Source organism: Natrinema sp. LJW11 (assembly GCF_056135975.1).
Genome location: NZ_JBWBDM010000001.1, coordinates 381,253 through 406,471 on the forward strand (window position 1 = coordinate 381,253; position 25,219 = coordinate 406,471).

Below are 25,219 nucleotides of genomic sequence, written 5' to 3' on the forward strand. Positions count from 1 at the left end.
CGCAAAAGCTTTATTTTAGTGGGAATGAGGATATTCCCCGTGCAACGTCGACGATTCATCTCGAGTGCGACCGCAACGGTCGCAGCAGCGAGCCTGGCCGGTTGTACGGGAAGTGACGACGATGATGACGGTACCGGCAACGGGGACGAAACTGATACCGGTGATAGCGGCAACGATAGTGGTCTCGTCGATGACGAGGGTGATGGCGGCGATGGAAACGATTCCAGCGACGATGCGAGCGACAGTGGCGCTGCTGATCCACGGGCCGCAGTCGAGGCGTATATCGAAGCGGGACGGGAGAGCGATAGCGAAGCGATGTCGGCGATCGTCCATCCGGACGGCACCGCCCCGACCGTTCCGGATTCCGACGGGGGGCCGCCCGGCGAGCTACGCGTGAATTCGATACCGGTAGCGGACGAATCCGAAACGCAGGCGTCCGTCGTCGTGGCGTACGAAACGACGTACGTCGAAGACGGGGAAGAACGGACGGTTACCTTCGAGACGACCTACGAGGTCCGCAGGTACGACGGAAACTGGTTCGTCTACTCTCGGAGCGGCGGTCCCTGAGTACTGGCAACTCACAAACGCTTTTGGCCACACGCCGCCTACGTCGATTCATGTACGTCCGGGACGCGAAAAACAGGGAAGAGGTCTGGTTGCTGGATCACATCGAGTCGATGGGCCTCGACGAGACGGCGTTTCGCTCGCGCGATTACGTCGTCGCGGTCGACGAGGAGTCCGGCGAGAAGGCCGGGTTCGGCCGCATCCGCGTCCACAAGCCCGACGAGAGCGAGGACGTCTGCGAACTGACCAGCATCGGCGTCCTCGAGGACTGGCGCGGAGAGGGCGTCGGAGCCCACGTCGTGGAACGGCTCGTCGAGTACGCGAGCGACGAGGGGTTCGACACCGTCTACACCCTGACCGGCGAAGGGGCCTATCTGGCACAGTTCGGCTTCCAGCGGATCGACGAATCCGACCTGCCGCCCGTGCTGCAGGATCGTCTCGCGGCCAAACGCGACGGCGTCGATCCGGACGCGGTAGCGCTTTCGATCGACGTCGCCGAGTTTCGACTGCCCGACCGGCTCCGGGACGCGTTCAAGAACGCCCCGGACGGGCGCGACGACGCGGACGACGAGGAGTCACCGGAAGACTTCGGCATCGACCCCGAATCGGCGACGTACAAGTACGATACGGGCCGCTGACCGTGAGGCCATCCTCGCTGGGGTCACCGGTTCGGCCCCGCTCCGGCGGATCGCTCCGGGAAGCCGTGGCGGAACGCGATCCAGCCGATCCCGGAGAGAAACGCCATCGGGGGCAAAACGGCGAACGCCCACAGCGGATCCAGCCCCCAGCGAAGCAAGAGACCGAGATTCACCACTCCGAGCGCGAGAAACGGCGCGACGTAGCGGGCGGCGCGGCGGCGATCGGCCGCGTCGTCGGACCCACTCGTCGGTTCCGTTGCCATGACGAAGGCGTCGACGGCGCGGGACATAAGCGGTTGTTACGATTACAGTGACAGTCATGGATTCGAACCAGTCAGATTCGACGGCCATGGAGACCGATTCCGACGACAGCGACGAAGGCGACGAGGTTCGCGTCTGGCTCGTCGAGCGAACGTACGGCGACGACGAACTCAACCTCATCATCCTCGTGTACGCGACCGAGGACGGCAGGCAGTACCACCGTCGCGAGCGAGCCCTGACGAGCTTTACCGGCCCCGCTCGAGAGACGAAAGCCGCGTTACTCGTCTCGCCCGATTCGCTCGGGAGCGTCGACGATTCGACGACTCGAGAGCGCTACGCAGAGGAGGCGGCGCGAATGGCCGATCGTCACGAGCCGGACGACAACGTCTGAGACGGACTCCTACCGGTCAGTTCCGGCGTACCCGCGGGCCCGCCGCGGGGGTGTGCCGGGACGTAGTGACGGACTGTACAAGTTGACTCGGGGGCTCGAGTCGGAACTCGGCCGTTGATTTTCGCCGCGTTCAACAAGGTTCAAGCCCCGCCCGATCAACGATAACCATAATGTTCGACCCCGACGAACTCGAGGAGATCCGTGCCAGCAAGGAGGAGTGGCACGAGGCGGAAGTCGAACCCGTCCTCGAGCGGTTCGGCGAGCGCAAGGAAACGTTTACGACTGATACGGGCGGTCAGGAGGTCGATCGACTCTACACGCCGGCGGACGTCGACGATCTCGATTACGAGGCGGATCTTGGGAATCCCGGCGAGCCGCCGTACACGCGCGGTATCTACTCGACCGGCTACCGCGGTCGGCTGTGGACGATGCGTCAGTACGCCGGGTTCTCGACGCCAGAGGACACCAACGAGCGCTATCACTATCTGCTCGACGAGGGCCAGACCGGACTCTCGATGGCCTTCGACCTGCCGACGCAGATGGGGTACGATTCGGACGCGCCGATGGCCGCCGGCGAGGTCGGCAAGGCCGGGGTCGCGATCGACTCGCTCGACGACATGGAGACCGTCTTCGACGGCATCCCGCTCGACGAGGTGTCGACCTCGATGACGATCAACGCGCCGGCGTCGGTGCTGTTGGCGATGTACATCGCGGTGGGCGACCAGCAGGGCGTCGACCGCGAGGAGCTTCGCGGGACGATTCAGAACGATATCCTGAAGGAGTATATCGCACGCAATACGTACATCTATCCGCCGGAGTCGTCGATGCGGATAATCACGGACATCTTCGATTTCTGTGCCTCCGAGACGCCGAAGTTCAACACCATCTCGATCTCGGGCTATCACATCCGCGAGGCCGGGTCGACGGCCGCCCAGGAACTCGCCTTCACGCTGGGAGACGGCATCGAGTACGTCGAGACGGCGATCGAGGCCGGACTCGACGTCGACGACTTCGCGCCGCAGCTCTCTTTCTTCTTCAACGGCCACAACAACATCTTCGAGGAGGTCGCCAAGTTCCGTGCAGCCCGCCGGATGTGGCACGACATCATCGACGAGCGCTTCGATGCGGACGACCCCAAATCCAAACAGCTCAAGTTCCACACTCAGACTGCGGGCTCGATGCTGACCGCCCAACAGATCGAGAACAACGTCGTCCGCGTCGCCTACCAGGCGCTCGCAGCGGTTCTGGGCGGCACTCAGAGCCTCCACACCAACGGGAAGGACGAGGCCCTCGCCCTGCCGACCGAGGAGTCCGTCCGCACCGCGTTACGGACCCAGCAGATCCTCGGCCACGAGTCCGGCGCGGCCGACACCATCGACCCGCTCGCCGGCAGTTACTACGTCGAATCCCTGACCGACGAGGTCGAAGAAGAGGCATACGAGATCCTGGACGAAGTCGACGACCGCGGCGGCATGCGCGATGCCGTCGAGCAGCAGTGGGTGCAGCGCCAGATTCAGGATACGGCCTTCGACCGCCAGAAGGAAATCGAGGACAAAGAGCGGATCATCGTCGGCGTCAACGAGTTCGAGGTCGACGAGGATCCCCAGATGGACGTCGAAGAGGTCACGGCGGAGGACCAACAGCGCCAGATCGATAGTCTCTCGAACGTCCGCGCGGAGCGCGACGACGAAGCGGTCGACGCGACCCTCGAGGCGCTGCGCGACGCGGCGCAGAGCGACCAGAATCTGATGCCCTACATCATCGACGCGGTCAAGGCGTACGCGACGGTCGGCGAGATCTGTAACGTCATGCGCGACGAGTTCGGCGAGTACCAGCCCGGCGGCGCGATGTGAGCGGCTGAACGCCGAATTAGCGTCGGATAAGATCATCCATCCGGCTCGAGTAATCCTATTTTACAGGCCTTTCAGTCGGGCGATTCGGAGACAACACTCGATTGAGCGGGGAATTCGGAGGAACGGTCGGATCTGTTTATCCTCGTCTCGGGCAACCGGTTGTCGTGAGCGCACTATGAGCGACCAACCTGACGAGCGATCGACGCCAGTATCGGAGTCGTCCGACAACCAGCCATCTCCATCCCGTCGTCGCGTGCTGCAGGCGGCCGCGGCCGCGGGCGGTGTCGTCGGGCTGAGCGGGATCGGTGCCGCCCAGTTCGATACCCAGTCGATCGAACTCGGCGGCGAAACGAGCGGCTGGCAGGGCGTCTCACCCGACGCCATCGCGGACGAGACGAACCCGACGCTGGAACTCGAGGCGGGGACAACGTACGAAGTCACGTGGGAGAACCTCGACGGTGCCGCACACAACTTCGTCATCGTCGACGGCGAGGGCGAGGAGCTCGAGCGGACGGAACTCATGAGCGAGCAGGGCGAGACCCAGACGCTCGAGTTCGAGGCCTCGAGCGAGATGGCGGAGTACTACTGCGAACCCCACCGAGCCACGATGCGCGGAGAGATCTCGCTCGGCGGCGGAGACGGAGGCGATGCCGGTGAAGAAATGGGAGATGGCCAGGGCCAATCCTTCTTCCAATCGGGGACGGAAATCGGCGTCCGGACCATCGGGGAGGGAATGACCGCGCCGACGGATATGGCGGTCGCAGACGAGGAGCAGAACCGCTACTTCGTCGCCGACCAGACCGGCGAGCTTTGGGTCGTCACCGACGACGGGCGACAGGACGAACCGTTCCTCGACGTGAGCGATCGGTTGGTCGAACTCGGGACGTTCGAAGGGAATTACGCGGACCAGAACCAGGACTACGACGAGCGAGGGCTCCTCGGGGTCGACTTCCATCCCGAGTTCTCGGAGAACGGTCGCTTTTACGTTCACTACAGCGCGCCGCCGAACGACGAGACGCCCGACGGCTGGAGCCACGTCGAGGTCGTCTCCGAGTTTCAGGCCAACGAGGACATGAGTCGGGGCGATCCCGACTCCGAACGGGTTCTGATGGAGTTCCAGAAGCCCCAGTACAACCACGACGCGGGGCCGATGGCGTTCGGTCCCGACGGCTACCTCTACGTCCCGATGGGCGACGGGGGCGGCGCGAACGACGACATGGAGGGCCACGTCGAGGACTGGTACGACGCCAACGCTGGCGGGAACGGCCAGGATGTCAGCGAGAACCTACTCGGAAGCGTCCTTCGCGTCGACGTCGATAGCGAGGGCGAGGACCGACCGTACGGGATTCCCGAAGACAACCCGCTGGTCGATTCGGACGAGGGCCTCGACGAACACTACGCGTGGGGATTCCGAAACCCGTTCGGCATCTCGTTCGACAGCGAGGAACGGCTGTTCGTCGCCGACGCCGGTCAGGACCTGTTCGAAGAAGCGAACATCGTCGAGTCCGGCGGGAACTACGGCTGGAACGTGAAGGAAGGAACCCACTGCTTCAGCACGGACAGCCCGAGTCAGCCGCCGGAGGACTGTCCCGATTCGGCTCCCGACGAACCGCCGTACGACGGTCAGGAGTTTCAGGATCCGATCGTCGAGTATCCGCACATCTACCGGGAGGAGATGGTCGGGATCGTGATCGTCGGGGGTCACGTCTACGAAGCCGGGCAGGTCGAGGGTCTCGACGGGAAGTACATCTTCGGCGACTGGACGGCCGATCCGTCCCGCGAGGAGCCGGCGGGCCGGCTCCTCGCCGCCTCGGATTCCGACGGCGGCGGAGCCGAACCGATGGATGGCGATGCAGGCGGTAACGAGACGGCCGGCGGAAACGAGACTGCTGCGATGAACGAATCAGCTGGTGGGAATGAAACGGCTGCGATGAACGAGTCGGCCGGTGGGAACCAAACGACCGCCGGAAACGAAACGGCGACCGACGCGGCCGGAGGGAGCGAGGAACAGGTCGTCCCGCGAGACGAACTCTGGGAGATGGAAGAACTGCAGGTCGCGGGCACCGAAGACGGATCCTTCCCCTACTTCGTCCGCATGTTCGGCCAGGACGACGAGGGGAACGTGTACGTGCTCGCGAATCGGGAGGGAACCCCGACCGGCGACACGGGCGCGGTCATGCAGATCGTCCCGCCGGGCGAGGGCGACTCCCTTTCGATGCCCGACGGAGGTGACGAAGCCGCCCCCGAAGAACAGGAAACTGACGAGAACGCGACGGACGACACACAGGACGAGGCGATCGACGAGGGCAACGAGACCGCGAGCAACGAAACTGAGATGAACGACACCGCGGCCGCCGACAACGGAACCGACGATAACTCGACCGATAACAACGCGACCGACTAGACGTAACGGCTCGAGTCACCGCCCTCGAGCGGAACGCGATCCGCTCGTGTCAGTGGCTGGTTTGTCGATTTTTCGCCCGGCAGAGCGGTTACTTCGGCTTCCGAGGCTACCGGTTCGGAACCCCCGTCGAGGAGCCGAACGCGGTGTCTGAACTCGGCGGCTGCCCCGCCGACCGACTGTCGGACCAGCGGGACCTGAACTGACAGGCCGCGGGGAACTGGCCCGCTCCTCGAGTGCGAGTCGAACGCCGCGAAAAAACATAACAGTAACACGGCCCCACCGTGCAGTACAATCCGATGCACTTCGACCACGCCGGGATCGCGACCGACGACGCACAGTCACTCGCAGCGCTGTACGACGACCTCTTCGATCTCGAGGCGGTCCACGAGGAGGTATTCGACGGGATGCGCGTCGTCTTCCTCGACTGCGGTGACGGCTACTTCGAACTGCTCGAGCCCATCGAGGACGGAACGATTTCGCGGTATCTCGAGGACAACGGTGCTGGAATTCACCATCTCGCGCTCGCGACCGACGACATCGAAGGGGCCCTCGAGACGGTCCGCGACCACGACGTGACGCTGATCGACGAGGAGCCGCGACCGGGCGCGTGGGGACATTCGGTCGCGTTCTTGCACCCCAAGGACACCGGTGGCATCCTGATCGAACTCGTCGAACACTGATCGTCTCGGCGCTCGTTTCACTCTCCCGCGGAATAGTCGTACTCGGCCGCTGTGATCCGCTGGCGCTCGCCGCCGGTCTCGTGGTGGACCTCAACGCGCTCCGGATACCGCCCCTCGAGGTCGATTCGGGCCTCGTAGTCGGCCGTGCCGAGACAGTCGGTACAGGTGTCGCCCTCCTGTTCGCCGACCGCGACGGTGATCGCGAGGACGCCTCGTCGCTCGTCGTACTCCGCCTCGGCCAGCGAGAGACCGTGACACGGCGTCGGCGTCGCGATCTCGCCGTCGACGATCGCGGTTTCGTCCGCGAACTCGACGGTGGCATCGTCCTCGTCCGTCCCGTCCGCACACTCGCGCTCGCCGACATCGAGGGACGCGTCTGCAACCGTCGGCGTCGGACAGGATATCGAGGTCGAGGTCGACTCCGTCTGCGTGCCGGTATCGCTGAGCGTTACGGTCGTCCGAGAGCGGGTGCAGTCGAAGGGACGACGGCTGATCCCATCGGTGACGGTCGCCTCGCTCGTCCCGTCGTCGCTGCTCGTCGTGACGGTGATCGCGTACGACCGCGGTTCGACGAGGACGAGCGTGATCGCATCGCCCGCCGCGAGATCGAGATCGCGCTCGAGCAGCGCGCCGCCGTCGTTGTCCGTGTCATCGGTTCCGCCATCGTCATCCCCGTCGGCCGTAATCGTAACGGAGACCGTTCGATCGGTCTCCCCCTCGTTTCGCAGTTCGAACTCGTGTGGCGGGTGAGCGTCGGGGAACGGAACCTCGTCGGGATCGCCGACTTCGATCGTGTCGACCGACTTCGATCGGGTAGTATCGCTCGAGTCGGCAGCAGGATCGTCGTCGGTACCGGGTCGATCCGACTGGAGTCGGTCGAACGTCGAACCCGTGCAGCCGGCCAGTCCACAGACCGCGCCGGTCGTGCCGGCGAGGAGCTCTCGTCGTCGCATACGCGTTTCCACCACGATGTGGAATAAACACCTTTGTCAAGCGCTCTAACCTGTTTTGTGGAGCGATAGTCACCGGTCCCGAAACTGGCAAATGTCACGGGTGGACTGAACCCCGTCGCGCGTATACGCGAGCGTATGAGTATAAGCGATCTCCTACAACGCGAACCACGGCGCGACAGTCCGAGCGAGGGTCGCCGACGGTCGGAGACGGACGCTAATTCGATATCTGAAAGCGGGTTGTTTCGGATCGCACGCGTCCTGTTCGGTGCCGTACTCGCGTTCATGGCGACGGACAACCTCCGAAACCTCGAGGGCCGAGTCCGGTACGCCGAGACGAAAAACGCGCCGGTCCCGTCGTTTTCGGTCCCGGCGATAAGCGGCGGGCTCCTGTTCGGCGGTATCGGGATCGCGCTGTGGCGGGTGCCGGCCGCCTCCGCCGCCGCGGTAGCCGGGTTCTTCGCCACCGCCACGCCGCTGATGCACGACTTCTGGAACGTCGACGACCCGGAAGAGAAACAACAGCAGATCAACGACTTCTCGAAGAACGCCGCCCTGCTGGGAGCGGCGCTCGCGTTCGTACAACTGGGCCGATCGACGGAATCCGACGCGTGAGTACGCTCGGCCGCACCTCGAGACCGGCCCCGCGATCCGGCAACGAGCGACGCCGATCGTCAGCCGAAGTTCTCGATCAACGCTTCGTCCGCGTCGCCGCCGACGTCGTCGATCGACTCGGCGACGAACGTGACGAAGTCGTCGAAGCCGAACGCGTACAGCTGGCCGTCCTCGCGGTACGTGGCGATCGCGTCCGCCAGATCGTCGTCATCGTCCTCGTCGACGTACCGGACCGTCGCGCCGGCGCTCTCGAGCGCCTCGAGGCGGTCGGTGTGGGCGGGTTCGTCCGCTCGGTAGATGACGACGGCGTCGTGACCCGCGTCGTGGGCCGCTTCGGCGACCGCCACCGCGGGACCGATTCCGGGTCCGCCGGCGATCGCGACGACGTCGCCCGCACCGTCGTACGTAATCCTGCCGAAGGGGCCCTCGATGTGGACGGTGTCGCCGGCTTCGAGGTCGGCGAGCCACGGCGAGAGGTCGCCGTCGGGATCGATGCCGACCGTGAGTTCGAACGTCGCCCCGACGTCCGGCGACGAGAGCGTGTAGTGACGCGAGAGGACTTCGTCGTCGGGGCTGGCCCGGAGCAAGACGAACTGGCCCGGCAGGGCGTCGAACCCGTCCGGCGTTTCGAGCTCGAGTGCGACGGTGTCCGGACCGACTTCGGTAACCGATGCGACGGTGACTGGCGTCCCTTCCATGTCGACTCCGTTCGGGGGCGGGTCGAAAAGTCGTTCCGTTCCATCGACGCCGCCGGTTCGACTCGATTACGGCCGCGATCCGAGATCGCGTTACGGCCACGGACCGTGAAACTGATCGTGTCCCTCGATACCATATTCGGCGCGTCACCCGTTTCTTTCCGTCGGTAAGCGTCCCCGGCACAATTTGTAACGATTAATGAAAACTGTCCCCGCCTACCGAACATATCACCCACTGTTGCGGTTGTCCGGTTGGGGTTTCAGAAGCCTTTTCATTTATGGGGGGCAAGGCTCAGCATAACATGGCTGAGGATCTCAACTGGGCGGTCGGGGGCGAGGCCGGCGACGGTATCGACTCCACGGGTAAAATCTTCGCTCAGGCCCTTTCCCGAGCCGGACGGCACGTATTCACGTCGAAAGACTTCGCGTCGCGGATCCGCGGCGGCTACACAGCCTACAAGATTCGCACCTCCGTCGAGGACATTCAGAGCGTCGTCGACCGACTGGACATCCTCGTCGCGCTGACACAGCGGACGATCGACGAGAACTTGGACGAACTCCACGAGGGGAGCGCGATCATCTACGACGGCGAGCGCTCGTGGGAGGCCGAGATTCCCGACGAGATGACCGCGGTCGACGTCCCGCTGAAGACGCTGGCCGAGGAGGCCGGCGGCGCGATCATGCGCAACATCGTCGCGCTCGGTGCCGCGTGCGAAATCACTAATTTCGACGTCGAGTACCTGGACGAAGCCCTCGAGAAGCGCTTCGGCGGGAAAGGTTCGAAGATCGTCGAGAACAACAAGGCGGCCGCTCGAGCGGGTCAGGAGTACGTCCAGGAGAACTACGATCTCGACCACCTCGGCTACAACATCGACACGACCGACAACGACTACGTCTTACTCAACGGCAACGAGGCGATCGGCATGGGAGCCATCGCCGCCGGTTGCCGGTTCTACGCCGGCTATCCGATCACGCCCGCGACGTCGATCATGGAGTATCTGACGGAGCGCATCGAGGACTACGGCGGTCACGTCGTGCAGGCGGAAGACGAGTTATCGGCGATCAACATGTCCCTCGGAGCCGCGCGTGCCGGCGCTCGGTCGATGACTGCGACGTCGGGGGCCGGGATCGACCTCATGACCGAGACCTTCGGCCTGGTCGCGACCAGCGAGACGCCGCTGGTCATCGCCGACGTACAACGGTCCGGTCCCTCGACGGGGATGCCGACCAAACAGGAACAGGGCGACCTCGACATGGCGCTGTACGCCGGCCACGGTGAAGTCCCGCGGTTCGTCGTCGCGCCCACGTCGATCACCGAGTGTTTCTGGAAGACGATCGAGGCGTTCAATCTCGCGGAGAAGTACCAGACGCCGGTCTTCCTGGTCTCCGATCTGGCGATGTCTGTCACCGAACAGACGTTCCCGCCGGAGGCCTTCGACATGGACGACGTCGAGATCGATCGCGGCAAACTCGTCGACGAGGACGAGGTCGACGAGTGGCTCGACGCGCAGGATCACTTCCGCGCTCACGCCATCACCGAAGACGGCGTCAGCCCGCGTGCAATCCCCGGCACGACCGACGCCGCACACATGTCCACCGGCCTCGAGCACGACGAACTCGGCCGCCGGACGGAGGAAGAAGACGAGCGCGTCCAGCAAGTCGACAAGCGATATCGAAAGGTCGAGACCGCCCGGAACGAGGAGGAGTGGGACTACCGCGAGTTCGGGAATCCTGACGCCGACAACCTCGTCATCTCGTGGGGGTCTAACGAGGGCGCGCTCATCGAGGCGCTCGACTACCTCGAGGCGGACGGGATCGATGTCCGCGTCATTTCGGTGCCGTACATCTTCCCGCGGCCGGACCTGACCGAGGAGATCGAAGCCGCAGACGAGACGATCGTCGTCGAGTGTAACGCGACCGGGCAGTTCGCCGACGTGATCGAACACGACGTGCTTACCCGCGTGAAACGCATCAACAAGTACACGGGCGTTCGATTCAAGGCGGACGAACTCGCGGACGATATCACCGACAAACTCACCGAGGAGGTACCAGCACAATGAGCTCCGACGTACGATTCACCGACTTCAAATCCGACAAGCAGCCGACGTGGTGTCCCGGATGCGGCGACTTCGGGACGATGAACGGCATGATGAAAGCCCTCGCGAACACCGGCAACGACCCCGACAACACCTTCGTGGTGGCCGGGATCGGCTGTTCCGGCAAGATCGGGACCTACATGCACAGCTACGCCCTGCACGGCGTTCACGGCCGCGCGCTCCCGGTCGGAACCGGCGTCAAGATGGCCCGTCCCGACATCGAGGTCATGGTCGCCGGCGGCGACGGTGACGGCTACTCGATCGGTGCCGGTCACTTCGTCCACGCCGTCCGCCGGAACGTCGACATGACCTACGTTGTCATGGACAACCGCATCTACGGGCTGACGAAGGGGCAGGCCTCGCCGACCTCGCGGTCGGACTTCGAGACCAGTACGACCCCCGAAGGGCCGAAGCAGCCGCCGGTCAACCCGCTCGCCCTGGCGATGGCCTCCGGCGCGAGCTTCATCGCGCAGTCGTTCAGTTCGGACGCACTGCGCCACGCCGAGATCATCGAGCAGGCCATCGAGCACGACGGCTTCGGCTTCGTCAACGTCTTCAGTCCGTGCGTCACGTTCAACGACGTCGACACCTACGACTACTTCCGCGACAGTCTCGTCGACCTGCAGGAGGACGAGGATCACGATCCGAACGACTACGAAGCCGCCAAGGAAGTCATCCTCGACAGCGACAAGGAGTACCAGGGAGTCATGTACCAGAACGAAAACTCCGTGCCGTACCACGAAGAACACGGCGTCACCGAGGACATGTCCGAGATTCCCGACGGCGCGCCCGAAGACGCGATGGATCTCGTCCGCGAGTTCTACTGACGCCGCCGTTCGCCGCTCGCTTTCTGTTCTGTACGCGAATCGCTCTCTATTCTGTACACGGATCCCTCCGTGTGCCGTTTACTCCGTACACTGGGTGTACGTCGTCCAGTAAGATCGAAAACGCGGTCGTCTGTAGGCCGGCCAATTTCAGCGATCCCTCCGAAAACTGGTCTCCCGTTACCGTAACTCGAGACTGCGGACCGAACCTTACTCCTCGAACGGGTGTTCGACGGACTCCATCAGTTCCTCGACGTTCGCGGCTTCGGCGGTGAGCATCTTCGGGTAGGTTCCGAGCAACACGAGCAGATCGCCATCGTGATCGAACGACGTGATCTTGATCTCGATATCGATCGTTTCGCCCTCGAGTTCGCTCTGGCCGACGAACAGGTCGACCTCGCGGCCGTCGCCGAGGATATCGAGGCCGAACGACTCCTCGCGCTGGACGTTCGTGATATCACCGTGATCGCTGGGAAGTTCGCTCAGAAACCGCTCGAGGAGTTCCCCGTTCGACATGTCGTCGAGTGGGTTGAGCGATCGGCCGGCGACCTTCATGCCGGGGATCGAGACGCCCGCGAAGGCGGCTCCCTCGCGCGTCTCGCCCAGATAGGTGACCTCCTTCGTGTAAACCGAGCGCCAGACGCCGGCCCGGACGTCGCGTTCGATGCCGCCCGGGAGGTCGACAGTTCGTTCGATCGCGTCGTTATTGACGCCGCTTTCCTCGTAGCCGGCCCCCTCGAGTGCGTCCCCGGTCGGGGCGACGCGGTCGGAGTCGAACTCGAGCGGCCCGTTACCGAGAACGACGTCGATGCAGCCTGCCGTCAGTGCGAGGGCTCCGGTCGCGCCCGCGGCGAGCACCGATCGGCGAGTGGGAGTCATTGAAAGAGAGATTCGGTACGAGCGGCATATCCCTTGTGGCTACTTCAGGACCGCTGACAGGACCGTTTACGGGTCGAGACGGTTCGGGTTCGGGACCGCTCGGGAAACGAGGTCGTACCGACGAACACATGAAGAGTTATCGGGGTCGACCGCCCCCGTATAGCCATGACCGACTTCGCAGCGCGAGTCGAGCAGGTGTCGATCAGCGGCATTCGCAAGGTCTTCGAGGCCGCCGGCGACGACGCGATCAACCTCGGCCTCGGCCAGCCGGACTTCCCGACGCCCGCCCACGCCCGTCGCGGGGCGATCGAAGCGATCGAGGCCGGGCGGGCCGACGCCTACACCTCGAATAAGGGCACCCCGCAGCTTCGAGAGGCGATCTCGGCGAAGTACGACCGGGACTACGGCCTCGAGATCGATCCCGAAGACGTGATCGCCACCTCCGGCGGCAGCGAGGCGCTCCATATCGCGCTCGAGGCCCACGTCGATCCCGGCGAGGAAGTGATCTTCCCGGACCCGGGTTTCGTCTCCTACGACGCGCTGACCCACATCGCCGACGGGACGCCGAAGCCCGTCGGGTTGCGAGAGGATCTGACCCTCGATCCCGAAACGGTCGAAGACGCGATCACCGACGAGACGGCGGTGTTCATCGTCAACAGTCCCGCGAACCCGACGGGGGCCGTCCAGAGCGAAGACGACATGCGGGAATTCGCCCGCATCGCGGACGAGCACGACGTGCTCTGCATCTCCGACGAGGTCTACGAACACATCGTCTTCGAGGGCGACCACCACTCGCCCTTCGAGTTCGCCGAGACGGACAACGTCATCGTCGTCAGCGCCTGCTCGAAGACCTACTCGATGACCGGTTGGCGGCTCGGCTGGGTCGTCGCATCGAATCGGCGGATCGAGCGCATGCTTCGGGTCCACCAGTACGGGCAGGCTTGTGCCTCCGCGCCCGCCCAGTACGCCGCCGAGGCCGCCCTGACGGGCCCCCAGGATCGGGTTCGGGAGATGGTCGACACCTTCGAGCGACGGCGGGACCTCGTGCTCGACGGGCTCACCGACGCCGGCCTCGAGGTGCCGACCCCCGAAGGGGCCTTCTACGCGATGCCGAAGGTCCCCGATGGCTGGTGTGACGAGGTGCTCGAGCGCGGCGTCGTCGTCGTCCCCGGCGACGCCTTCGGCGCGAACGGCGAGGGTTACGCGCGGCTCTCGTATGCGACCGGAACGGAGGAACTGAAGGAGGCGCTCGAGATCATGGACGACGCGACGAAGGCCGTTCGATAGGATTCGCTCGAATCGACCGCTGTTACCAGTACATCGAGGGGTCTCTGTGGGTTGTTTCTCTCACCCTCTCCCCGCTGCGTCTTCCATCGAACGAGCTGCGGAGACGACCTATATTCTCACTTCGGACTGGAAAACCGGCATGCGGTGGCGCGCGCTGTCGGTCGGCCGAACGAAAGTGAGGGCGACCGACGACATTGTGCGAGGGATGAGGACCGCAGCGACCCGTGGGAGCGAGGACCGCAATCGGCTGGGGAGGGTGAGGCAACGCCGTGCCGCCACGATACGCAGAACGCGCCGCGTCATTCTCGTTTTTCTACGTCGATTGATCAGTCCACATGTAGAGAAGAGTCTTCTCGAAGGCGGTCGGGTGGAAAAATGCCTCCTGCGATCGTGGCAACAGGGAATCGCCACGCCCTCCCCAGCCGATTCGCTCGTTCGCTCCGCTCACTCGCTCATCCCTCGCACAATGTCGTCGGCCGCTCTCGCTTTCCGAGGCGCTCACTGTGTTCGCGCCTCGCGACGCTCGCTCGGCCGACAGCGCGCACCACCGCACGTCGGTTGATCAGTCCGAACGATACAGAGAGAATCGACACTGACTGTCCCTGTTTTCGCAGTAGCCTAGTGTCCGATACGAAACGGTGGAGAAAAGCCCGGGAGTTTTCAGCGCTGTGCTGACGCGAACTCGTCGACGATCGTCTCGCAGAACGCCTCGAGGTCGTCCGGATTCCGACTCGTCACCAGTCCGTCGTCGACGACGACCGCCTCGTCGACCCACTCGCCGCCGGCGTTGCGGACGTCGGTCTGCAGGCTGTGATAGGAGGTCAGCGTCTTGCCGTCGACGACGCCGGCTTCGATCAGCGTCCACGGGCCGTGGCAGATCACGCCCGCCGGCTTCCCGGCTTCGACGTGTTGTCGCAGGAGTTCCACGCCGTCCTCGTCGGTTCGGAGCGTGTCCGCACCGACGGTCCCGCCGGGGACGAGCAGCGCGTCGTAGTCGTCCGCCGAGACCTCGTCGAACGATTTCTCGACCTCGTAGCTGTCGCTCCACTCGAGGTCGTCGTTCACCGTCCGCGCCTCTCCCGTCTCGCTGCCGAGCACGTCGACCGCGGCACCGGCATCGGCGACTGCCTCCTTCGATTCGGTGAACTCGATCTCCTCGGTCCCTTCCGGTGCGAGGAAGATGCCGACGGTCGTCTCCTCGAGCGGCTGCTGGTCAGATTCGCTCATGCTGAAAGCGAGTGCGCTCGTGTGCACAAGGGTTGTACTTGCTGGTGCAAAACGGTCGGACGGCGCTCCGATCGGTGCGGCCCGCTCGAGTACCACCGATACCGCTCCAGGGACGCCGTCTCCCCTGCCGTCACGTGTACCATTTTACGGCCCCGCTCCGTGGTCTCGAACGATATGCGCGCTGTACGCCTCCACGAACACGGCGATGCGGACGTACTACAGGTAGACGAAATCGATCGACCGGAGCCGGCCGCCGACGAACTGCTGATCGAGGTCGCCGCCGCCGGCGTCAACCCCGTCGATACCTACTTCCGGGACGGCTCGTACACGCCGGTCGACGTGCCGTTTACGCCCGGCGTCGACTTCTCGGGCGTCGTCGCCGAGGTGGGCGAATCCGTCGACGGCTTCGAGGACGGGGATCTCGTCTACGGCACGGGTATCGGCGGGGCCGCCGCGCAGGGTGCCTACGCGGAGTTCGCGACGGTCCCCACCGATCGCGTCGTCCACCTCCCCGACGGCGCGGATCTGACCGAGGCGGGAGCCGCGGGCGTCGCCGCCGTCACCGCCTGGCGCGCCCTGATCGACCACGCCGACCTCGAGCCCGCCGAACACTGTCTGGTCCACGGCGGATCGGGCGGCGTCGGCCACGCGGCCGTCCAGATCGCGGCCGCCGTGAGCGCGCGAGTGATCACGACAGCGTCCGAGGAGTACCACGACGCGCTCGCCGACTACGGGGCCGAAACGGTGCTCGACTACGGCCGCGACGATCTGGCCGACGCCGTCCTCGAGGCCTCCGGGGGCGGCGTCGACGCCGTGCTCGATCACCGCCTCGACGACTACCTGCAGTTCGACGCGGACGTGGCCGCGCAGGGCGCTCGAGTCGTCGGCATCGGCGAGAACAGTCCCGATCCGGGCTTTACGAACGACGGGGCCGCCCGGTCGAAGGACGTCTCCTACCAGTTCATGAGCATGTTCAATACGCCGGATCTGCGCGTCCCGCTTCGCGGCGTTGCCCACCTGATGAACGCGGACGAACTCTCGATCGACGTGGCGCGGACGTACGACCTCGAGGAGGCGGCCGCCGCCCAGCGGGCCGTCATGTCGGATAGCTTCCTCGGGAAACTCGTCATCGAGCCGTAGCGATCGCTCGAACACCGGGCCGTCCGGATCACTCGAACACTGAACCGCGATCCAGCCGCGTGCCGAGCAGCTGTCGAACGCCGACGACGAGCCCGTGATCGGGGCCCTCGGCCCAGAGCGCCGTCTCTTCCGTGTTACTCGGTCGCGTGCCCGCCGACAGCGCGCTGAGCAGCACCGCCCGGCGGTCGACCAGCAGGATCCGGCTCAGCCACTTGCCCTCGAGTTGCGCCGGATCCGCCGCGAGCGCGGTCGTCGCCACGGCGGCGTCGGGAACGTGCGATCGAATCCGCGCTGCCGTCTCCTCGGACGGAGCTTCGATCATAACGGAGACGCCCGACTCGGACGCCGCTGCGAGCCGATCACACAGTTCCTCGTCGAGCACGTCTTCGTCCGCGATGAGCACGTAAATCTCGTCGGTCGCGTCCTCGAGAAGGAGCCCGGTACGATCCGTCACGTTATCGTGATCGGCGATCGCCCACGCGCCCTGTTCCTCCAGCCCTTTCTTTCGGCGGAGCTTCGAAAGGGCGTCGTCGGCGGCCTCGAGCGTGGACTCGTACTGTTCGCGAAGTCGCTCGAGGACGAGATCCTGGGGAAGCGCTCGATACTGACGGGGTTCGGTCTGCTGGACGTCGACGAGCCCCTTTCTGTGCAACCGTTCGACGGAGTCGTACACCCGCGAGCGAGGGACGTCCGACAGCGTGTGGATTTCGGACGCGCTCGCTTTCGGGACACGCGAGAGGGCGACGAAACAGCGAGCCTCGTACTCGGTGAGGCCGAGTTCGTCGAGGAGCCGCACCGCCTGATTTTCGGTGGGCATACACCCAATTCTAGGGAATCGGACGGGTATACTACGGGCCTATTTGTGCCGGGCCGCTACCGGGATTCCTGTGGGGGCCCGCGGACGGCCGCCTGCCGGGAGAGCAGCGCTCGTCCGCGATCGCGGAGCGTAACTGTCTCCGTCGAGCTATCGTAATCGATGGCCTCCGCGGCCGCCAATTTCGGGATCTGCGTGTGGTGGAGCGAGATCCGAACGGCCCGTCGCTCTCTCGCAGAGACGTCACCGTGATCAGAAATCGCGTTCGGCTCGGAGCCGGCCTCCTGTGCGGCGATCTCCACCGCGAGCTCCGGTAGCGTGGCGGAGCCGCCGTTCGCCTCGAGAAAATCCAACGTCGCACGCCGGCGTCGATTCGCCAACAGATCCATCGCCGTATCGACGGCGTCAGCACGGGAATCGCCGAACGCGGTGAGACTCTCGGGTGAATTCAGTAGCGGGATCATACCACCGATAGGAGCCAGACGGTATATATGCGACGTGTGAGTCCGATCGAAACACGATCGTCGTTTCTCGAGATGAGGTCGTCGACTACGCGAGGTCGGCGACCGCTTCCATCGTCGTCCGCTTGTCCGCCTCGGACATTCCGTTGACGAACCCGAGTCGAACGGCGTCGACGCCCTCGATCTCGCTGTACGCCTCGACCCAGTCGCGAACCTCGTCGGGGGTGCCCGCGGGAGCCAGCTCGTCGAGTACGTCGTCGGGCAGCGCCTCTGCCATCGCGTCCGTGTCCCGGTCGTCCCAGGCCGCTCGGATCTCCTCGACGACGTCGGAGTAGCCCTGCTCGGCGACGGAGTTTCCGTAGTAGGGACCGTACGCCCCGAGCATGAACGCGATAGTGCTGCGAGCCTTCGCGCGTGCTTCCTCGCGGTCTTCGGACACGATCCCGCGAACGATCGGCGCAACTCGCAGGTCCGAGAGGTCCTTCCCGGCGAGCTCGGCACCGCGTTCCAGATCCTCGAGGCGGTCTCGAAGCCCGTCTTTCGTGAATAGCTGGGGGGCCCAACCGTCGCCGAAGCGACCGGCCATCTCGGTGGCCTTGGGGCCGAGGGTCCCGACGTCGATCGGTGGCGGGGTTTCGTGGGGGCCGCGCTCGTATTTCAGGCCGGGAATCTCGAAGATATCGCCCTCGTAGGCGGGGTTCCCTTCGCTGGAGACCGCGCGGACGATCTCGATCACTTCGCGGGTCCGGCGTAGTGGCCGGTCGAACTCCTCGCCGTGCCACCGTTCCGTGATCGCGGGCGAACTCGGGCCGATTCCGAATCGAAACCGACCGTCCGCGGTGTCTTGCATCGTGAGCGCCGTCTGGGCGAGCATCGACGGCGTTCGCCCGTACGGCGAGATCACGTCGTTGGAGATGCCGAGTTCATCGGTCCGCTCGGCAGCCAGCGTCAGCGGCGGCACGATGTTCCAGCCGGTCGTCTCGCCGACCGTGATCCGGTCGAAACCGAGTTCCTCGACCTGAACGGCCCGCTCGGCGACGCCCTGGGGCCGGTCGTAGTCGCCCAGTCGGATCAGCAGATCCAGTTCGGCGTTCATCGGTCGTCCCTCCGCGTCGACTGTCGGATCGCTCGTCGTATTGCCATCACCGTACACCCCGCCAGCCATTCACATAAATTTGTAGCGTTTCCGTCCAGTTTCCCGGGACGAACGGTCGCCGCGGCAATCGACTGCCGCTGTCACCGATGAGGATCTCGACACGCCGCTTCCGGATCGCCTCGAGATACCGATGCAGGTCGCGGCTTCGGGACCAGAGCCCGGAGGATCGCTCACCGTCGTCGGGCAGAGTTGGCGACACGTCGTCGGTCGCCCTCGAGCGCGTGGCCGTTTCCACCCGTTCGACTTCCGCCGCCTTGGAAGCGGTGGGAAACGTTGATACGAGTCGTGACCGACGTGGGCGTATGACACATGACTGTTCGTTCCTCGAGGCGCTCGACCTCGCGGACGCTCAGCTCTCGTTCGCGGACGGGCGACGCGAATCGCACGCGACGGACTTCGGGACGGAGCAAAACGACGGTGGCGGCGTGCTCCCGGACGCCGTCGTCTGGCCCGAGTGCACGGACGACGTCTCGACCGTGCTCGCCGCCGCGACCGACCGTGGCGTCCCCGTGACCCCCTACGCCGCCGGGACCGGACTCGAGGGCAACGCCGTCCCGGCCCGCGGCGGCATCAGCCTGGATCTCACGCGGCTGGACGCAGTCGCCGACTACCGGCCAGACGACTTCCAGATCGACGTCGGGCCGGGAATCATCGGCTCCGACGTCGACGAGCACGTCGCCGGTGACGGCCTGTTCTTCCCGCCGTTGCCCTCCTCCGGCGACATCTCGACGATCGGCGGAATGATCGCGACCGACGCCAGCGGCATGCAGACGGTCCGCTACGGTGAGGTCGCCGATTGGGTTCTCGGCCTCGAGGCCGTCCTCGCCGACGGCACCGTCGTCCGGACGGGCTCGCGGGCCGTCAAGACCTCGAGCGGCTACAACCTGACCGATCTCATCGTCGGCAGCGAGGGGACGCTGGCCGTCGTCACCGAGGCGACGCTGGAACTCGCGGGCCGCCCCGAGCAGATCCGCGGCGGCCGAGCGATCTTCGAGACGCTCGACGACGCGACCGAAGCGGTCTTCGACGCGGTCCGGACGGACGTCGGCGTCGCCCGGATCGAACTCGTCGACGGGCTGAGCGCGACGATGGCCAACGAGTATCTCGGGAGCGATCTCCCCGACGCGCCGATGGTCTTCCTCGAGTTTCACGCCAATCACGGCATCGAGGAGGAGATCGACCTCTGCCGGACGATCTTCGAAGACCACGACGTCGCTCGATTCGAGATGAGCGACGACGATAACGAGATGGACGCCCTCTGGCGGGCGCGGAGGGAACTGGGCTACGCCGTCGCGAGCTACGATCCCGCCCTCGAGCCGCTTCACCCCGGCGACGCGACGGTACCGATCAGTTCCTATCCGACTGTCGTTCGGGAGGCGAAACGGCTGGCCGACGAATACGACCTCCTCGTCCCCTGTTTCGGCCACGCGGGCGACGGCAACCTCCACTACAGCATCCTCGTCGACCCCGACGATCCCGAGCAGGTCGAACGCGGCGAGCAGTGTTATCGAGAGATCGTGGAGCTCGCGATCGAACTGGGCGGCACCGCGACGGGAGAGCACGGTATCGGCCAGGGCAAACGGGAATACCTCGAGCCAGAACACGGGGCCGGCGCGGTCGAGGCCATGCGGACGATCAAGCGAGCGCTCGATCCGACCGACACGCTCAATCCGGGGAAGATATTCCCCGAAACGGCCGCCGGCGAACGGATCAACGGTCGGGAGCGTTAGGCGCGGCCGCATCGCTCGACGGTGACCTCGCAGTCGATCGGACGCGATGTCTGATCGTCGTCACCGTTACTGTCGGCCGGAAGGACGATATGGGCGGTCCGTCTGTTCTCTCGATAGGTAGTGGATTCGATCATGACTCCGATGGACCACCGGCGGCCCGCGCTCGACCGCCGCCGATTTCTCACGTGTGCGTGTACCGCAGTCGCCGGGACGGTCGTCGCATCGGGAGCCGGTTCGGCGGCCGTCGGTGACGGCGATCTGACGATCGAAATCGTCCGCCACGACTCCGTCGAGTCGGCCGACGACGCGCTCGAGTCCGTCTTCGAGGGGGCCGAACTGTTCGCCGAGACGTGGACGGACGCCACGCCGGGAACGGCCGAGGTGACGGTGGACGAATCATCGGTCGCGACGTTCGAGGTATCACCGTCGCACGGTGACACCCTCGACGCGGTCGAAACCGACGACGCGCTCCGGTCCGATCGGACGCCGGAAACGGTGACGCTGTTCGTCGTCGAAGACGGAACGACGACCGCGGGTGCGATGCGTTCGTACGCGGCACACGACGGGAGCGAATACGCAGCGTCCGGAGCGTACGGCTACGTCAATACCGAACTCGTCGACCTGCTCGGCTGGCGGTTCGGGACGCCGCGGGAACTCGTTCGGAACTTCGCGGCCCACGAGTGCGGGCACGCGGTCATCGGCTGGGCCGACTTTCCGTACTATCCGGCGGACGAGCCCGACCGCGACCGCTCGCCGGTGGTTCGCGCACACAGCTGTGGCGCTCAGGACCATCCCGCAGCCAGCGGCTGGTTCGTCCGACACGGGATCACGCCGATGGCCACGGGCTACTCGGCAATGGAAAGTCGGAACACGCCGCGGAATCACCGGTTCGCGACCGAAGCCGATGCGATCGATGTCTACGCGCCCCCAGCCGACGAGGCGTGGTCGTACTTCAACATGGACTACGTCGCCGCGTTCTCTGAAACGTCTCGAGCGGCGATGGGCGAACACCACCGACAGTTCTTTTCGTGACGTCCGTCGACTCTCCCGTTCCTCGGCCGAGGCAGCGGTCTCGAGACACAGTTTTTATTGCTGTACATCGAATCTGTCGGAGTTAGTTACGTTCGGTCGATCGAGAAGCCTGTCTCGGTCCCACCAGATCGGTAGTTAGAATGATAGGAAGGATTCACGTCGACGTCCGGTCCAGTCTCGGTCTCCTCGGCACGGTGCTGAAGTATCTCTCCCTCTCCCTGCTGTTTCCGACGGCGGTCGCGCTGTTCTACCGGGAGAGCCCGCTCCCGTTTCTCGTCGCGCTCGTCGTCGCCGTCGCCGTCGGAACGGGGCTCGAGCGCCTCGAGCCCGATCCGACCCTCGAGCACCGCGAGGCGTTCCTCCTCGTCGCGCTGACGTGGCTCGTGCTCCCGATCGTCGGGATGATCCCGTATCTCGTCGCCGACACGGGGACGATCGCACATCCCGTCAACGCGCTGTTCGAGAGCATGAGCGGCTTCACGACGACCGGAGCGACGGTCATGGGTAGCATCTCCCTCGAGACGCACTCGCGGTCGATCATGATCTGGCGACAGCTCACCCAGTGGCTCGGCGGGATGGGAATCATCGTGCTCATGGTCGCCATCCTCTCGGAGCTCTCCGTCGGTGGCACGCAGCTCATCCGGGAGGAATCGCCGGGGATCCAGGTCGAGAAACTGACGCCGCGGATCAGGCAGACGGCGCGGGCGCTCTGGCTGATCTACGCCTGGTTCACGCTCGCCGCGGTGGTCGTCTACTACGGGCTCCACCTCGCCGGGCTGGCCCCGAACATGACGTTTTACAACGCCGTCGCCCACGCGCTCACGTCGCTGCCGACCGGCGGGTTCTCGCCGGAGGGGCGCAGCGTCGAGGCGTTCGAACCGATCGTTCAGTGGGCGGTCATGGTCTTCATGGTTGTCGCCGGGGCGAACTTCGCGCTCTACTGGTACGCCTGGCGCGGCCAGATCGAGCGCCTGACCGGGAACGCCGAGTTCAGATCTTACCTCCTGTCGATGGGGGTCGTCGGCGGTCTCATCTCCGTCCTCCTCTTCCTCGGGATGGGGCTCGCCACGGTTCCCGAGGGCGTCGCGACGATCCCCGGCAGTCTCGAGCGGTCACTCCGACACGGCCTCTTCCAGACGCTCGCGATCGTGACGACGACCGGCTACGCCAGCATGGACTTCAACGCGTGGAGCGAGTCGACGCAGGTGATCCTCCTGTTCGCGATGTTCCTCGGCGGCTCGGCGGGATCCGCGGCCGGCTCGATCAAGATCGTCCGCTGGTACGTCGTCCAGAAATCGATGCGACGCGAACTCTTCAGACTCGTCCATCCGCAGGCGATCCGCCCGGTTCGAATGGGCGGTACCGGCGAGGTCATCGACGAGGACACCATTCACAGCATCTTCGTCTTCATCGCGCTCTTTCTGACGCTGTTCGTCGTCTCCACCGTCTTGCTCTTCCTCGACGCCTATCGAACGCCGGGCCTCTCGCTGTCGGCGCTCGAGGCCACGAGCGCGACGATCGCGACGCTCGGGAACATCGGCCCGGGCGTCGGCGTCGTCGGGCCGATGAACAGCTACGAGCCCTTCTCGAACGCCGCGAAGCTGTACATGACGTTCCTCATGTGGATCGGCCGGCTCGAGATCCTCTCCGTGCTGGTCATCCTGACGCCGGCGTACTGGCGCTCGTAGCGGCGGCCGAGACTCGTCCGGCCGTCACTGGGTTCCGGCGCAACTGCGCCCGTCCTGCGGATGCGCCGAATCCGACTTTCGGGAGCCCGTCTCAGTCCTGAACCAGCACGTCCAGTACGTCCGGTCCCTCGCGGGTCAGCGCGTCCTCGAGCGCGCCCTCGATACCGTCCGGCGTCTCGACAAGTTCGGCGCGCGCGCCGTGGCTCTCGGCGTTTTTCACCAGATCGACCGCCGGCTCGAAGTCCATCCCGACGAACTCGTAGTCGTCCTCCTCGCCGCCCATGAGGTGGAGCGTATTGTCCTTCAGGATCCGGTAGTTGCGGTTGTCCGAGACGACGACCGTCAGGTCCAGATCGTACCGGGCGGCGCTGTAGATCGAGTGGGGGTAGTACTGGTAGGAGCCGTCGCCGATGAAGCCGATCACGTCCCGCGGGTCGTCTCGCCGTTCCTCGGCGACGGCGGCGCCGACCGCCGCGGGCAGCCCGTAGCCGAGGCCGCCGCCCTTGTTCGACATGTACTGTTCGGGCGCGAGGTCCCATCGGGTCAGCATGGCGTACTTCGAGGTGACGCCCTCGTCGACGATGGCCGCGTCACCGGCCACGCGCTCCATCGCGTCGACCAGCTCGGCCTTCGACGACCGCGGATCGTCCCCGTCGGCCTCGCCGTAGCCGGCCATCTGGCCCTCGACCGTCTCTTTGACGTCGGCGACCGCCTCGAGTCGCTCCGCCACGATATCGTCCGAGAGTTTTCCGCGAACGCGCTCGGTGAGATCCTGCAAAACGAGCCCCGGGTCGCCGATCACGGCGGCGTCGGCGGGCTGATTCTTGCCCACCTGCCAGGCGTCGTCGCTGAGGTGAATGCAGGTCGTGTCGGGATCGACCAGCGCCTCTTCGTGGCGGGTCAGCGTCGTGTTCGTCGAACAACCCGCGAACAGGATCGTGTCGGTGTCCATCAACATTGCGGCCAGGCTCTCGCTGGTCGGTAGGTAGGAGACCCACTGCTCGTGGTCGGTGGGGAAGTCCACCTCGCAGGAGAGGATCTCCCCGTGGACGCGAGCGCCCGTCGCCTCCGCGAGTTCGACCGCCGCGGCGACGGCGTCGGCACCGGAGCGGGCGACGTGGTCCCCGACGACCATCACCGGATCCTCTGCGTCGGCCAACAGGTCGGCGGCGCGCTCGAGTTGCGCCGGATCGCCGCTGCCCGCGTTCGGAATCGGCCCGAGCCGTTCGGGCTCGGCGTCGGTTTCCTCGAGCATCACGTCGAGGGGCAATCCGAGGAAGACGGGGCCGGTCGGGGGCGTCATCGCGACCCGGAACGCCCGGCGGAGCATCGTCGGCAGCGCCGAGACGTCGAGTACCTCGTCGGACCACTTGCAGAACTGGTCGGCTATGTCGACCAGATCGCCCGAGAGGATCGGCTCCTCGTGGCGGAAGTCCGTGCTGTGATTGCCCGCCGTCACGACCAGCGGCGCGCCGGCGATCTTGGCCGCGTAGAGGTTGCCGAGCCCGTGGGCCAACCCGGGTGCGATGTGGAGATTCGCCACGCCGACCGGGGTGATCGAGTCGTCGTGGTGGGCGTGGTACCGTCGCCGCTGGGCGTACCCCCCGGCCATTCCCACCGCGATGTCCTCGTGAAGGCCGAGTCTGTACTCGAGGTCGCTTCGACTGATCGCGTCCATGATCGGCAGTTCGGTCGTCCCCGGATTGCCGAAGACGTAGTCGACGCCGTAGGACTCGAGGGCGTCGGTGAAGAGATCCGCACCCGTATAGCTATCTACCATGCTCCCTCGTGGCACGCCATCTCACATCAAATTGTGTGTTTCGGCGGGTCGGTT

General features: G+C 65.3%; 24 protein-coding genes. 14 read left to right on the forward strand and 10 right to left on the reverse strand.

All coding sequences use genetic code 11. From position 1 onward, the window contains the following. The first annotated feature begins 39 nt into the window (after positions 1–39). Complete coding sequence (locus AC0QDI_RS01835; RefSeq protein ID WP_474664677.1) at positions 40–567, forward strand: hypothetical protein; 528 nt, start codon at positions 40–42, stop codon at positions 565–567. A gap of 50 nt (positions 568–617) precedes the next feature. Next, the gene (locus AC0QDI_RS01840; RefSeq protein ID WP_474664679.1) at positions 618–1,202 is read left to right on the forward strand and encodes a GNAT family N-acetyltransferase; all 585 of its coding nucleotides are present in this window, start codon (positions 618–620) and stop codon (positions 1,200–1,202) included. 23 nt (positions 1,203–1,225) lie between these two features. On the opposite strand, the gene AC0QDI_RS01845 is transcribed toward AC0QDI_RS01840, so the two are convergent. After that, the gene (locus AC0QDI_RS01845; protein ID WP_474664681.1) at positions 1,226–1,465 is read right to left on the reverse strand and encodes a DUF8142 family protein; all 240 of its coding nucleotides are present in this window, start codon (positions 1,463–1,465) and stop codon (positions 1,226–1,228) included. Between the two features lie 56 nt (positions 1,466–1,521). On the opposite strand from AC0QDI_RS01845, the gene AC0QDI_RS01850 reads away from it, so the two are divergent. The 4 genes from AC0QDI_RS01850 (at position 1,522) to mce (ending at position 6,791) form a co-directional block, all read left to right on the forward strand. Next, positions 1,522–1,854, forward strand: a complete 333-nt coding sequence (locus AC0QDI_RS01850; protein ID WP_474664683.1) for a DUF7967 family protein — start codon at positions 1,522–1,524, stop codon at positions 1,852–1,854. A 170-nt stretch (positions 1,855–2,024) separates the two neighbouring features. Further along, the gene (locus AC0QDI_RS01855; RefSeq protein ID WP_474664685.1) at positions 2,025–3,707 is read left to right on the forward strand and encodes an acyl-CoA mutase large subunit family protein; all 1,683 of its coding nucleotides are present in this window, start codon (positions 2,025–2,027) and stop codon (positions 3,705–3,707) included. A gap of 175 nt (positions 3,708–3,882) precedes the next feature. Continuing rightward, complete coding sequence (locus tag AC0QDI_RS01860) at positions 3,883–6,111, forward strand: PQQ-dependent sugar dehydrogenase (RefSeq protein WP_474664687.1); 2,229 nt, start codon at positions 3,883–3,885, stop codon at positions 6,109–6,111. 296 nt (positions 6,112–6,407) lie between these two features. Further along, complete coding sequence (mce, locus tag AC0QDI_RS01865) at positions 6,408–6,791, forward strand: methylmalonyl-CoA epimerase (protein ID WP_474664689.1); 384 nt, start codon at positions 6,408–6,410, stop codon at positions 6,789–6,791. A 17-nt stretch (positions 6,792–6,808) separates the two neighbouring features. Here the strand turns inward: mce and AC0QDI_RS01870 are convergent, their stop codons facing one another. Beyond that, positions 6,809–7,744, reverse strand: a complete 936-nt coding sequence (locus AC0QDI_RS01870) for a hypothetical protein (protein WP_474664691.1) — start codon at positions 7,742–7,744, stop codon at positions 6,809–6,811. Between the two features lie 135 nt (positions 7,745–7,879). Here AC0QDI_RS01870 and AC0QDI_RS01875 point away from each other — a divergent pair, with 135 nt between their 5' ends. Continuing rightward, positions 7,880–8,356, forward strand: coding sequence for a DoxX family membrane protein (locus AC0QDI_RS01875; protein WP_474664694.1), 477 nt, complete (start codon positions 7,880–7,882; stop codon positions 8,354–8,356). A 59-nt stretch (positions 8,357–8,415) separates the two neighbouring features. Here the strand turns inward: AC0QDI_RS01875 and AC0QDI_RS01880 are convergent, their stop codons facing one another. After that, the gene (locus AC0QDI_RS01880; protein ID WP_474664697.1) at positions 8,416–9,054 is read right to left on the reverse strand and encodes a ferredoxin--NADP reductase; all 639 of its coding nucleotides are present in this window, start codon (positions 9,052–9,054) and stop codon (positions 8,416–8,418) included. A gap of 299 nt (positions 9,055–9,353) precedes the next feature. On the opposite strand from AC0QDI_RS01880, the gene AC0QDI_RS01885 reads away from it, so the two are divergent. Next, the gene (locus AC0QDI_RS01885; RefSeq protein WP_474664699.1) at positions 9,354–11,111 is read left to right on the forward strand and encodes a 2-oxoacid:acceptor oxidoreductase subunit alpha; all 1,758 of its coding nucleotides are present in this window, start codon (positions 9,354–9,356) and stop codon (positions 11,109–11,111) included. Beyond that, a complete protein-coding gene (locus tag AC0QDI_RS01890; RefSeq protein WP_474664701.1) occupies positions 11,108–11,974 on the forward strand; it encodes a 2-oxoacid:ferredoxin oxidoreductase subunit beta in 867 nt (288 codons plus the stop codon). The genes AC0QDI_RS01885 and AC0QDI_RS01890 overlap by 4 nt, the downstream gene beginning before the upstream one ends. 207 nt (positions 11,975–12,181) lie before the next feature. On the opposite strand, the gene AC0QDI_RS01895 is transcribed toward AC0QDI_RS01890, so the two are convergent. Next, positions 12,182–12,850 (reverse strand): DUF6517 family protein, encoded by a 669-nt coding sequence (locus AC0QDI_RS01895; protein ID WP_474664703.1) that lies wholly within the window; start codon positions 12,848–12,850, stop codon positions 12,182–12,184. Positions 12,851–13,015: 165 nt separating this feature from the next. Here AC0QDI_RS01895 and AC0QDI_RS01900 point away from each other — a divergent pair, with 165 nt between their 5' ends. Further along, positions 13,016–14,137: a pyridoxal phosphate-dependent aminotransferase gene (locus AC0QDI_RS01900; RefSeq protein ID WP_474664706.1), complete on the forward strand. Its 1,122-nt coding sequence runs from the start codon at positions 13,016–13,018 to the stop codon at positions 14,135–14,137. Between the two features lie 660 nt (positions 14,138–14,797). Here the strand turns inward: AC0QDI_RS01900 and AC0QDI_RS01905 are convergent. After that, positions 14,798–15,364 carry a type 1 glutamine amidotransferase domain-containing protein gene (locus tag AC0QDI_RS01905; protein ID WP_474664708.1) on the reverse strand — a complete coding sequence of 189 codons (567 nt, stop codon included), beginning with the start codon at positions 15,362–15,364 and terminating at the stop codon, positions 14,798–14,800. A gap of 174 nt (positions 15,365–15,538) precedes the next feature. Here AC0QDI_RS01905 and AC0QDI_RS01910 point away from each other — a divergent pair, with 174 nt between their 5' ends. Further along, positions 15,539–16,504, forward strand: a complete 966-nt coding sequence (locus tag AC0QDI_RS01910; RefSeq protein WP_474664711.1) for an NADPH:quinone reductase — start codon at positions 15,539–15,541, stop codon at positions 16,502–16,504. 28 nt (positions 16,505–16,532) lie between these two features. Here AC0QDI_RS01910 and AC0QDI_RS01915 read toward each other — a convergent pair whose 3' ends face one another. From AC0QDI_RS01915 to AC0QDI_RS01925, 3 genes are all read right to left on the reverse strand, one after another. Then, positions 16,533–17,321, reverse strand: coding sequence for a TrmB family transcriptional regulator (locus AC0QDI_RS01915; protein ID WP_474664713.1), 789 nt, complete (start codon positions 17,319–17,321; stop codon positions 16,533–16,535). Positions 17,322–17,377: 56 nt separating this feature from the next. Then, complete coding sequence (locus AC0QDI_RS01920) at positions 17,378–17,782, reverse strand: DUF7344 domain-containing protein (protein ID WP_474664715.1); 405 nt, start codon at positions 17,780–17,782, stop codon at positions 17,378–17,380. A gap of 85 nt (positions 17,783–17,867) precedes the next feature. Continuing rightward, a complete protein-coding gene (locus tag AC0QDI_RS01925; protein WP_474665647.1) occupies positions 17,868–18,875 on the reverse strand; it encodes a TIGR04024 family LLM class F420-dependent oxidoreductase in 1,008 nt (335 codons plus the stop codon). Positions 18,876–19,237: 362 nt separating this feature from the next. On the opposite strand from AC0QDI_RS01925, the gene AC0QDI_RS01930 reads away from it, so the two are divergent. After that, a complete protein-coding gene (locus tag AC0QDI_RS01930) occupies positions 19,238–20,665 on the forward strand; it encodes an FAD-binding oxidoreductase (protein WP_474664717.1) in 1,428 nt (475 codons plus the stop codon). On the opposite strand, the gene AC0QDI_RS01935 is transcribed toward AC0QDI_RS01930, so the two are convergent. After that, complete coding sequence (locus AC0QDI_RS01935) at positions 20,662–20,799, reverse strand: hypothetical protein (RefSeq protein WP_474664719.1); 138 nt, start codon at positions 20,797–20,799, stop codon at positions 20,662–20,664. The two genes, AC0QDI_RS01930 and AC0QDI_RS01935, sit on opposite strands and share 4 nt — an antisense overlap. On the opposite strand from AC0QDI_RS01935, the gene AC0QDI_RS01940 reads away from it, so the two are divergent. Both AC0QDI_RS01940 and AC0QDI_RS01945 read left to right on the forward strand, forming a co-directional pair. Further along, positions 20,798–21,697, forward strand: a complete 900-nt coding sequence (locus tag AC0QDI_RS01940) for a hypothetical protein (protein WP_474664721.1) — start codon at positions 20,798–20,800, stop codon at positions 21,695–21,697. The genes AC0QDI_RS01935 and AC0QDI_RS01940 overlap by 2 nt on opposite strands. 140 nt (positions 21,698–21,837) lie before the next feature. Further along, on the forward strand, positions 21,838–23,385 hold the full coding sequence (locus tag AC0QDI_RS01945) for a TrkH family potassium uptake protein (protein WP_474664723.1): 1,548 nt from the start codon (positions 21,838–21,840) through the stop codon (positions 23,383–23,385). Positions 23,386–23,476: 91 nt separating this feature from the next. On the opposite strand, the gene AC0QDI_RS01950 is transcribed toward AC0QDI_RS01945, so the two are convergent. Further along, positions 23,477–25,165: a thiamine pyrophosphate-binding protein gene (locus tag AC0QDI_RS01950; RefSeq protein ID WP_474664725.1), complete on the reverse strand. Its 1,689-nt coding sequence runs from the start codon at positions 25,163–25,165 to the stop codon at positions 23,477–23,479. Between the last annotated feature and the right edge of the window lie 54 nt (positions 25,166–25,219).

Excerpts from the sequence above, each read along its gene's own strand:
- AC0QDI_RS01880 (WP_474664697.1), bottom strand. The coding sequence starts at position 9,054 with ATGGAAGGGACGCCAGTCACCGTCGCATCGGTTACCGAAGTCGGTCCG.
- AC0QDI_RS01840 (WP_474664679.1), top strand. The coding sequence starts at position 618 with ATGTACGTCCGGGACGCGAAAAACAGGGAAGAGGTCTGGTTGCTGGAT.
- mce (WP_474664689.1), top strand. The coding sequence starts at position 6,408 with ATGCACTTCGACCACGCCGGGATCGCGACCGACGACGCACAGTCACTC.
- AC0QDI_RS01895 (WP_474664703.1), bottom strand. The coding sequence starts at position 12,850 with ATGACTCCCACTCGCCGATCGGTGCTCGCCGCGGGCGCGACCGGAGCC.
- AC0QDI_RS01950 (WP_474664725.1), bottom strand. The coding sequence starts at position 25,165 with ATGGTAGATAGCTATACGGGTGCGGATCTCTTCACCGACGCCCTCGAG.
- AC0QDI_RS01915 (WP_474664713.1), bottom strand. The coding sequence starts at position 17,321 with ATGCCCACCGAAAATCAGGCGGTGCGGCTCCTCGACGAACTCGGCCTC.
- AC0QDI_RS01890 (WP_474664701.1), top strand. The coding sequence starts at position 11,108 with ATGAGCTCCGACGTACGATTCACCGACTTCAAATCCGACAAGCAGCCG.
- AC0QDI_RS01875 (WP_474664694.1), top strand. The coding sequence starts at position 7,880 with ATGAGTATAAGCGATCTCCTACAACGCGAACCACGGCGCGACAGTCCG.
- AC0QDI_RS01945 (WP_474664723.1), top strand. The coding sequence starts at position 21,838 with ATGATAGGAAGGATTCACGTCGACGTCCGGTCCAGTCTCGGTCTCCTC.
- AC0QDI_RS01935 (WP_474664719.1), bottom strand. The coding sequence starts at position 20,799 with ATGATCGAATCCACTACCTATCGAGAGAACAGACGGACCGCCCATATC.
- AC0QDI_RS01905 (WP_474664708.1), bottom strand. The coding sequence starts at position 15,364 with ATGAGCGAATCTGACCAGCAGCCGCTCGAGGAGACGACCGTCGGCATC.
- AC0QDI_RS01855 (WP_474664685.1), top strand. The coding sequence starts at position 2,025 with ATGTTCGACCCCGACGAACTCGAGGAGATCCGTGCCAGCAAGGAGGAG.
- AC0QDI_RS01925 (WP_474665647.1), bottom strand. The coding sequence starts at position 18,875 with ATGAACGCCGAACTGGATCTGCTGATCCGACTGGGCGACTACGACCGG.
- AC0QDI_RS01860 (WP_474664687.1), top strand. The coding sequence starts at position 3,883 with ATGAGCGACCAACCTGACGAGCGATCGACGCCAGTATCGGAGTCGTCC.
- AC0QDI_RS01850 (WP_474664683.1), top strand. The coding sequence starts at position 1,522 with ATGGATTCGAACCAGTCAGATTCGACGGCCATGGAGACCGATTCCGAC.
- AC0QDI_RS01940 (WP_474664721.1), top strand. The coding sequence starts at position 20,798 with ATGACTCCGATGGACCACCGGCGGCCCGCGCTCGACCGCCGCCGATTT.
- AC0QDI_RS01900 (WP_474664706.1), top strand. The coding sequence starts at position 13,016 with ATGACCGACTTCGCAGCGCGAGTCGAGCAGGTGTCGATCAGCGGCATT.
- AC0QDI_RS01870 (WP_474664691.1), bottom strand. The coding sequence starts at position 7,744 with ATGCGACGACGAGAGCTCCTCGCCGGCACGACCGGCGCGGTCTGTGGA.
- AC0QDI_RS01920 (WP_474664715.1), bottom strand. The coding sequence starts at position 17,782 with ATGATCCCGCTACTGAATTCACCCGAGAGTCTCACCGCGTTCGGCGAT.
- AC0QDI_RS01845 (WP_474664681.1), bottom strand. The coding sequence starts at position 1,465 with ATGGCAACGGAACCGACGAGTGGGTCCGACGACGCGGCCGATCGCCGC.
- AC0QDI_RS01885 (WP_474664699.1), top strand. The coding sequence starts at position 9,354 with ATGGCTGAGGATCTCAACTGGGCGGTCGGGGGCGAGGCCGGCGACGGT.
- AC0QDI_RS01930 (WP_474664717.1), top strand. The coding sequence starts at position 19,238 with ATGACACATGACTGTTCGTTCCTCGAGGCGCTCGACCTCGCGGACGCT.
- AC0QDI_RS01910 (WP_474664711.1), top strand. The coding sequence starts at position 15,539 with ATGCGCGCTGTACGCCTCCACGAACACGGCGATGCGGACGTACTACAG.